The sequence below is a fragment of the [Scytonema hofmanni] UTEX 2349 genome (genome assembly GCF_000582685.1).
GTDB lineage: Bacteria > Cyanobacteriota > Cyanobacteriia > Cyanobacteriales > Nostocaceae > Hassallia > Hassallia hofmanni.
Map to the genome: position 1 here is coordinate 1,279,291 of NZ_KK073768.1, position 6,873 is coordinate 1,286,163.

6 protein-coding genes and 1 pseudogene are annotated in these 6,873 nt (G+C 38.9%); 6 read left to right on the forward strand and 1 reads right to left on the reverse strand.

The features are described from left to right. Positions 1-192: 192 nt before the first annotated feature. From infC to TOL9009_RS0110800, 5 genes are all read left to right on the forward strand, one after another. A complete protein-coding gene (infC, locus tag TOL9009_RS0110780; protein WP_038296281.1) occupies positions 193-729 on the forward strand; it encodes a translation initiation factor IF-3 in 537 nt (178 codons plus the stop codon). A 419-nt stretch (positions 730-1,148) separates the two neighbouring features. After that, positions 1,149-4,166, forward strand: a complete 3,018-nt coding sequence (locus tag TOL9009_RS0110785) for a hypothetical protein (RefSeq protein WP_029632813.1) — start codon at positions 1,149-1,151, stop codon at positions 4,164-4,166. A 107-nt stretch (positions 4,167-4,273) separates the two neighbouring features. Continuing rightward, a complete protein-coding gene (locus tag TOL9009_RS0110790) occupies positions 4,274-4,660 on the forward strand; it encodes a four helix bundle protein (protein ID WP_029632814.1) in 387 nt (128 codons plus the stop codon). 68 nt (positions 4,661-4,728) lie between these two features. Further along, positions 4,729-5,169, forward strand: a complete 441-nt coding sequence (locus tag TOL9009_RS0110795) for a Crp/Fnr family transcriptional regulator (protein ID WP_029632815.1) — start codon at positions 4,729-4,731, stop codon at positions 5,167-5,169. 120 nt (positions 5,170-5,289) lie between these two features. Next, on the forward strand, positions 5,290-6,114 hold the full coding sequence (locus tag TOL9009_RS0110800) for a DUF4351 domain-containing protein (protein ID WP_029632816.1): 825 nt from the start codon (positions 5,290-5,292) through the stop codon (positions 6,112-6,114). Positions 6,115-6,242: 128 nt separating this feature from the next. Here the strand turns inward: TOL9009_RS0110800 and TOL9009_RS0110805 are convergent, their stop codons facing one another. Continuing rightward, entirely contained in the window at positions 6,243-6,611 is a 369-nt protein-coding gene (locus TOL9009_RS0110805) for a DUF4279 domain-containing protein (protein ID WP_221928644.1), read from the reverse strand. 48 nt (positions 6,612-6,659) lie between these two features. Here TOL9009_RS0110805 and TOL9009_RS43305 point away from each other — a divergent pair. Further along, positions 6,660-6,873: pseudogene (locus TOL9009_RS43305) on the forward strand (DUF4351 domain-containing protein); the annotation flags it as partial.

Here is a 6,873-nt window from a genome sequence, read left to right on the forward strand (position 1 = left end):
GGCAGAAATTCTCTCACAGTGAGTAGAATGACATATACCACAACCAATAAAGTACTTTATGGATTAGCTACCATAGAACTATAGCTTATTTTTTAAGTTTCAGTCCTCAAGAAGCGCGATCGCGCTTCTTGAGGCGTACAAATCAACACCAAGTCCAATTCTTTACAACCAAACAGCCCCCAAAAATCATACATGACGCCTGTGATTGAGAAAAAAAGAACTCGCGATCTGCCCCAAATTAATGAAAGAATTCGCTTCCCGAAAATTCGGGTCATTGATACTGATGGCGCCCAACTAGGAATAATCACTCCTCAGGAAGCACTGCAACTAGCAGAAGAAAAAGAACTTGATCTGGTGCTACTCAGTGACAAGGCTGACCCGCCGGTTTGTCGGATTATGGACTATGGGAAATACAAATTCGAGCAGGAAAAGAAGGCGCGGGAAGCCCGGAAAAAGCAGCACACCGCTGACGTCAAAGAAGTGAAGATGCGCTACAAAATAGAAGAACATGACTACAATGTGCGTGTCAAGCAAGCAGAGCGGTTTTTGAAAGATGGTGATAAAGTCAAAGCCACTGTGATGTTCCGAGGTCGGGAAATTCAACACAGCGACCTAGCAGAAACTTTGCTCAAACGAATGGCTACTGACTTAGAGCCATTTGGTGAGGTCCAGCAAATGCCCAAAAAAGAAGGGCGAAACATGATGATGCTCATATCGCCTAAGAAATAACGATCCGATTGTTTTAGAGAAGTTTTCTTCTCTAAAACATAAATAAAATCGACTCATATCATGACGGTTTATTATTTATTTACAATGTAGAGACGTTCCGCCGGAACGTCTCTACGACGGTAGGTAGGTTTTTATTGTTAATTAAACCGACATGATGTCATAGGTCATTTAAATAAATTAACAAACGATAGTCTTGAGCGCTGAGTGGGAAAGATAATACTCAGTTGCTCAGGACTTTTGTCATTTTTGGGCACTGGGGACTAGGGACTGGGGACTGGGGACTGGGGACTGGGGACTGGGGACTAGGAAGAAACAGATCAATGTGAATAATCTTTTTCCTAATCCCTAATCCCTAATCCCTAATCCCTAGTCCCTAATTCCTAGTCCCTAATCCCTAATCCCTAGAAAATACAACTTGCATGGAACTAAAAAATCTCTCTTTTGCTGCGAAAAACAAAGGTGTTCTTAACCGATTGCTGAAATGGGTGAATCTCCGAGCGGAGGAGAGCGATCGCACATTGTTAATGTTTGCTTTTTATACAATTACATCTATAGGATTGCGGTGGTCTGAGGATAGTACACTCGCGCTTTTTTTAGATCAATATGGGGCAAAGTCACTGCCTTGGATTTATATTGCTAGTGCAGCGCTTGGTTGTGTACTGGTTTTTTTTTATTCTTGGCTGCAAAAGATTTTTCCCTTGCGCTTGGTAATTGTGGCGATCGCACCTTTTATGTTTGTGCCACTAATTTTACTACCTTTTGGTTTGCAAGTTTCACCGTTTCACGTTATTAGCATATTTCTACTACGCTTGTGGGTAGATGCCTTTTACATTATCAACGACCTCAATACCTCAATTGCCGCCAATCAATTATTCAATATTCGCGAGATTAAGCGCACCTACCCATTAGTCAGCAGTGGTATTTTAGTTGCTGATGTCCTCAGCGGTTTTAGTTTACCTTTACTGCTGCTATTTGTCGGACTGCATAACGTCATCGTTCCCTTCGCTGCTACCTTCATCGTTTTGGGAACTCTAATTCTCTGGTATCTCACTCACAAGTACCGTCAAGCTTTTCCCAATACTCCCCAACGATTGATTCCGACCACAACATCACGTTCCACAAAAAGCCGTCTTACAGGTCCTGTGAAGCGCTATGCATTACTGTTGTTTGCGTTTTTTGCTTTGCTGCAAGTCATGGGGATTTTAATCGATTTTCAGTATCTGACTCAACTGAAGTTAAATTATAACGACAAACAAATCGCCAGCTTTCTGGGGATATTTGGTGGAATTACCGGACTGTGCGAGTTAACGATGCAGTGGTTTATCTCCAGCCGATTGCTTGAACGTTCTGGGGTGTTTGTTGCCGTTGCCACATTACCAGCAAGCGTCATAGTTTTGATCCCAATAGTTATCCCGTTACTCGGTTTATTTGTGGTGATACAAGGGCAAAACTTTTTCTGGGGTTTAGTGATTATCAAGTTTCTAGACGAACTTCTGCGCTATACCTTTGTCGCGAGTAGCGGACCACTGCTGTTTCAACCAATACCCGCGAAAATTCGCTCTCGTGTGCAAACATTTTCCGGTGGGGTTGCGGAAGCGTTTGGTGCTGGAACGGCAGGGGTAGTCATTTTAGTTACTTTGTGGCTATGTAGGCGGTTTTTGCCCATCAACGGACACGACTTAATATTATTGCTCTTAACAGCGATCGCTGCTGGGATTTGTCTCGGCGTAATTTGGTTACTACAAAAAGGTTATGTTGAACTGTTAGTTTCAAGTGCAGAACAAGGTCAAATCAATGCTTCAAATATAGATTTGCCATTATTCAAGCAGGTAGTAATAAAAACTTTAGCAGAAAAAGGCACAGAAGCAGATAAACGCTCTTGCATTGAACTTTTATCTCAATTTGACCTCCAAGGTGCCGCAGAAGTTTTAGCATCCATGTTAGTCAAGCTATCTCCAGATTTACAAAAGTCTAGTTTGGAAGTGATGCTTGCAGCAGGTGCAAATGCAGCTTATTTACCTGAAGTCCGCACTTTATTAGCACAGCGTCAAGAAAATCTTACCCCAGAAGTTTTTGCTCTGAGCTTACGCTACATTTGGCTAGCTGAAGAAAATCCAGATTTAGGGAAATTAGAAGAGTATCTGCACCCGCGAGAAAATTCACTTATCCGAGGTACTGCTGCTGCCTTGCTGTTACGTCAAGGAACACCAATGCAAAAAGTAGCAGCAATGCATACTCTGCGAAAAATGCTGACACATAAACTTGAAATTGAACGAATGAATGGAGTCAAAGTATTAACAGAAGCAGTTTATTTACAAGCGTTGCGAATTCATATTCCCAATTTATTGCAAGATGACTCTTTACGGGTGCGTCGTGCTGTATTAGAAATGATTGTGGCAAACCAATTAGAAGAATATTATTCAGCGTTATTAGCAGGGCTTTGCTATAAATCAACTCGCAATACAGCAATGCTTGCTTTAGTTCAATTAGAAAATGAAGCTTTACCGATGCTGTTGAGCCTTGCTACTAATATTTATAAACCGGATGTAGTGCGAATGTACGCTTGGCGCACTATTGGTCAAATTCCTACTCTGGAAGCAATGGATATTTTATGGCAGCAATTAGAACTATTTCGGGGTAAAAGTAGAGATCATATTCTTAAAATTTTACTTAAAAGACATAAGAAAGAAGGAATTATTAGTTTAGGATATGGGTTAGAACTAAGGAAAGTGGAAACGCTAATTGAGCAGGAATTAAGCTTTTTAGGTGAAATTTACGCCGCTTGTATTGACTTTAAAATCCCGAAAGAAATATACGCCACTTATATAGATTTTAAAACAGAAAAGCACCAAACAACTCAAAGAGAGATTACTATATTATCGTTGCTAAAACGCGCACTATTAGAATTAGAAATTAATGGAAAAGAACGATTGCTGATGTTGTTGAAACTGCTTTATTCTCAGGAGAATATACAGGCAGCGGCGTTTAATCTTCGATCTGAGTCAGCGGTAAACTTAGGACGGGGGTTAGAAATTTTAGAGCATACAGTTAATTTGCCGAGTAAATCTGTATTGGTGAATATTTTTGATCAGCGATCGCCTGAAGAAAAACTACAGCATATAGTGTCTAAGGGAATGGCTGAATATCAACAAATGTTATTAAGCGATCGCACTCGCAGATTGATCAGCCAGGGAAATTTACTTTCCGATTGGTGCTTGGCTTGCTGTTTTCATTTTGCCCAAGTTGCTTGTATTCGATTGCCAATTCCCGAAATTATCGCAACCCTGCGTCATCCTACCGGATTTGTGCGAGAAGCAGCGATCGCGTATTTAAGTGTAGTTTCACCTCGCGTTCTTCTAGAACTTTTACCCCAGTTAAAAAACGATCCACACCCTCTTGTAGTTGCTCAACTTAAAAAGTTGATGGTTGATAGGTGATAGTTGTTGGTTGTTGGTTGATAGTTGATAGTTGATGGTTGTTGGTTGATAGGGGATAGTTGTTGGTTGATAGTAATTGGTGGTTGGTGGTTAGTAGAGGAGTAGATATGGAGAAATCAAACTTTGAAAATTTACAAGTTTTTCAATTAGCTGAGAACTTATCAGACCGAATTTGGCATATTGTTATTAAATGGAGTTATTTTGAAAAAGATACTCTTGGTAAACAAATTATTCGTGCTGCTGATAGTATTGGCGCAAACATTGCCGAAGGATCTGGTCGTTATAATTTTGCCGATAATCGACGTTTTGTAAAAATTGCCAGGGGTTCGTTATATGAAACAAGGTACTGGTTGAAACGAGCGCAGATGCGTCAGTTATTGACAATTGAACAAGTAAATGTGCTGAAACCAATTATTAATGAACTGTCACCAAAATTAAATGCTTATCTAAAATATCTTGACAATGCTTCCAAAAAACAACAAGAAACCGACTAACCACTATCAACCATCAACTAACCACTATCAACCATCAACTATCAACCATCAACCAACCACTAACATTTATGCTAACTAGCGTTGACCGTTTATTATTTGTTCGTCAAGTTCCGATTTTTGAGAAACTACGGGATGATTTTATTGTTCGGTTGGCTTCCGTGATGGATGAACTGTCCTTTCCTGCTAATTATCCCATTTTTAAACAGGGAGAAGAAGGGCGATCGCTTTACATTGTTCTTTCCGGTAAAGTCAAAGTTCATATCGGTGATAAACTTCTGGCTGAAGTCAATAAGGGAAAATACTTTGGGGAAATGGCAGTATTTGATACCGAGCCTCGTTCTGCCTCCGCAACCACTTTAGAACCTTGTGAATGTTTAGAACTAACTCAAGAGCAACTATACGACGCGATAGAAGAAACTCCAGAAATAGCTGTAAATATTATTCGTGAACTATCTTCACGCATTCGACAACTTAACCAGAAAATCAATGCGATCGCTTTGAAAAATTAGCATTATATAGAACTTTTTTTGAAGATGAATGGCGATTAATCTTGAGATGCGATCGCCTAAAATCTAAGTCTTACTTAAGCCATTTTATAATATAATCATGATATTAATTGGAATAATATTGTGAGCTTTGATAATGTGTGTAAGGTGCTGGTGGAGAAATATCCAGCAGATTTTGTTAGGTGGTTAATTGCTGAAGAATCAACCAATGTTAAGGTGTTGAAAACTGAGTTGAGTTTAGAACCAATTCGTGCAGATTCGGTTATTTTTATACAAACTGCCAATATAATTTTGCATGTTGAGTTTCAGACTTTAACACAATCTAATCCTGCGATTCCTTTCCGGATGTTGGACTATTCGGTGAGGTTAAAGCGTCAATATAAGTGTCCGGTTATGCAGGTGGTAATATTTTTACAGGAGACGGGTGATGAAATTGCTTTTACTGAAGAGTATGTGGATGATACGACTATACACCGCTATCGTGCAGTAAGAATGTGGGAGCAAGATTCTAGCTTATTTTTAGGTAATTCGGCATTGTTACCGTTAGCACCTTTGTGTCGAACTAATTTCCCGCGAGATTTATTGTCGCAGGTTGCCCAGGAAGTCGCTAAAATTTTAGATAGGGAGACGAGACAAAATACAGCAGCTTATACTGAGATTTTAGCTGGTTTGAGATTTGAAAAGGGTTTGATTCGTCAATTATTAAGTGAGGATATTATGCAGGAATCGGTTATTTATCAGGATATTTTGCAGAAGGGAAAGCAACAAGAAGCCTTTGTCTTTTTAAATCGACTGTTAAATCGGCGCTTTGGTGAGATAGATTCATCAATAATTGAGCGTATTCGAGTATTATCTACCGAACAATTAGAAGCGTTGGGAGAAGAATTTTTAAGTTTTTCAAATGTATCCGATCTAGTTGCTTGGCTTGAGCAGAATGCAAGCAATTAAATAATTGTAGGTAAAATGTTGGGTTACGACGCATTGCAGATTATTAATTAAATTTACAGATGCTTGTACGTCTTCACCCAACTTATTAATCAATGCGATTCTACCCCTACGAGAGTGATAAAAGAGGGTTAATCTTCTCCAGAATAGTCGTAAGGATATATGGCAACAATAATATTAATGGGAATTGAACCTATTTTAGCAAGCGTTGTTGATGGTAAAGAAAAAGTACCACTTTCTTTTTTTAAGAAAAAACTGCAATATATTTCAAGATTAATTTTTGTTTCTATTTGTTTAAAGGAATCTAATTGTGTTTGGATAACATCTAACAGTTCATTTATTTTATCTTCAATAGGACTCTCTCTATTTAGTTTACTTTGCAATATCCAAGAAGATTTATCGCGAATGTTCTTATCAGGAATTTTGGGGTTTAGTGGAGTCCCTTTTTCATGACTTCTGCTAGGATTTATTTTCAAATGATTTGTGATATCTTGAGCCATTAAGATAGAACTAGTTATAGCCAAAGTTGCTCGATTACTATTCGACATGAGATTTTAGCTGGTTTGAGATTTGAAAAGGGTTTGATTCGTCAGTTATTAAGGGAGGATATTATGCAAGAATCGGTTATTTATCAGGATATTTTGCAGAAGGGTGAGCAGAAGGAAGCATTGAAATATACTTTACGTCTTTTGAATCGGCGCTTTGGTGAGATAGATTCATCAATAATTGAGCGTATTCGAGTATTATCTACCGAACAATTAG

What these genes read in the sequence shown, in the direction of transcription:
- TOL9009_RS0110785 (WP_029632813.1), top strand. Translation starts at nt 1,149, where the DNA reads ATGGAACTAAAAAATCTCTCTTTTGCTGCGAAAAACAAAGGTGTTCTT.
- TOL9009_RS0110795 (WP_029632815.1), top strand. Translation starts at nt 4,729, where the DNA reads ATGCTAACTAGCGTTGACCGTTTATTATTTGTTCGTCAAGTTCCGATT.
- TOL9009_RS0110805 (WP_221928644.1), bottom strand. Translation starts at nt 6,611, where the DNA reads ATGGCTCAAGATATCACAAATCATTTGAAAATAAATCCTAGCAGAAGT.
- infC (WP_038296281.1), top strand. Translation starts at nt 193, where the DNA reads ATGACGCCTGTGATTGAGAAAAAAAGAACTCGCGATCTGCCCCAAATT.
- TOL9009_RS0110790 (WP_029632814.1), top strand. Translation starts at nt 4,274, where the DNA reads ATGGAGAAATCAAACTTTGAAAATTTACAAGTTTTTCAATTAGCTGAG.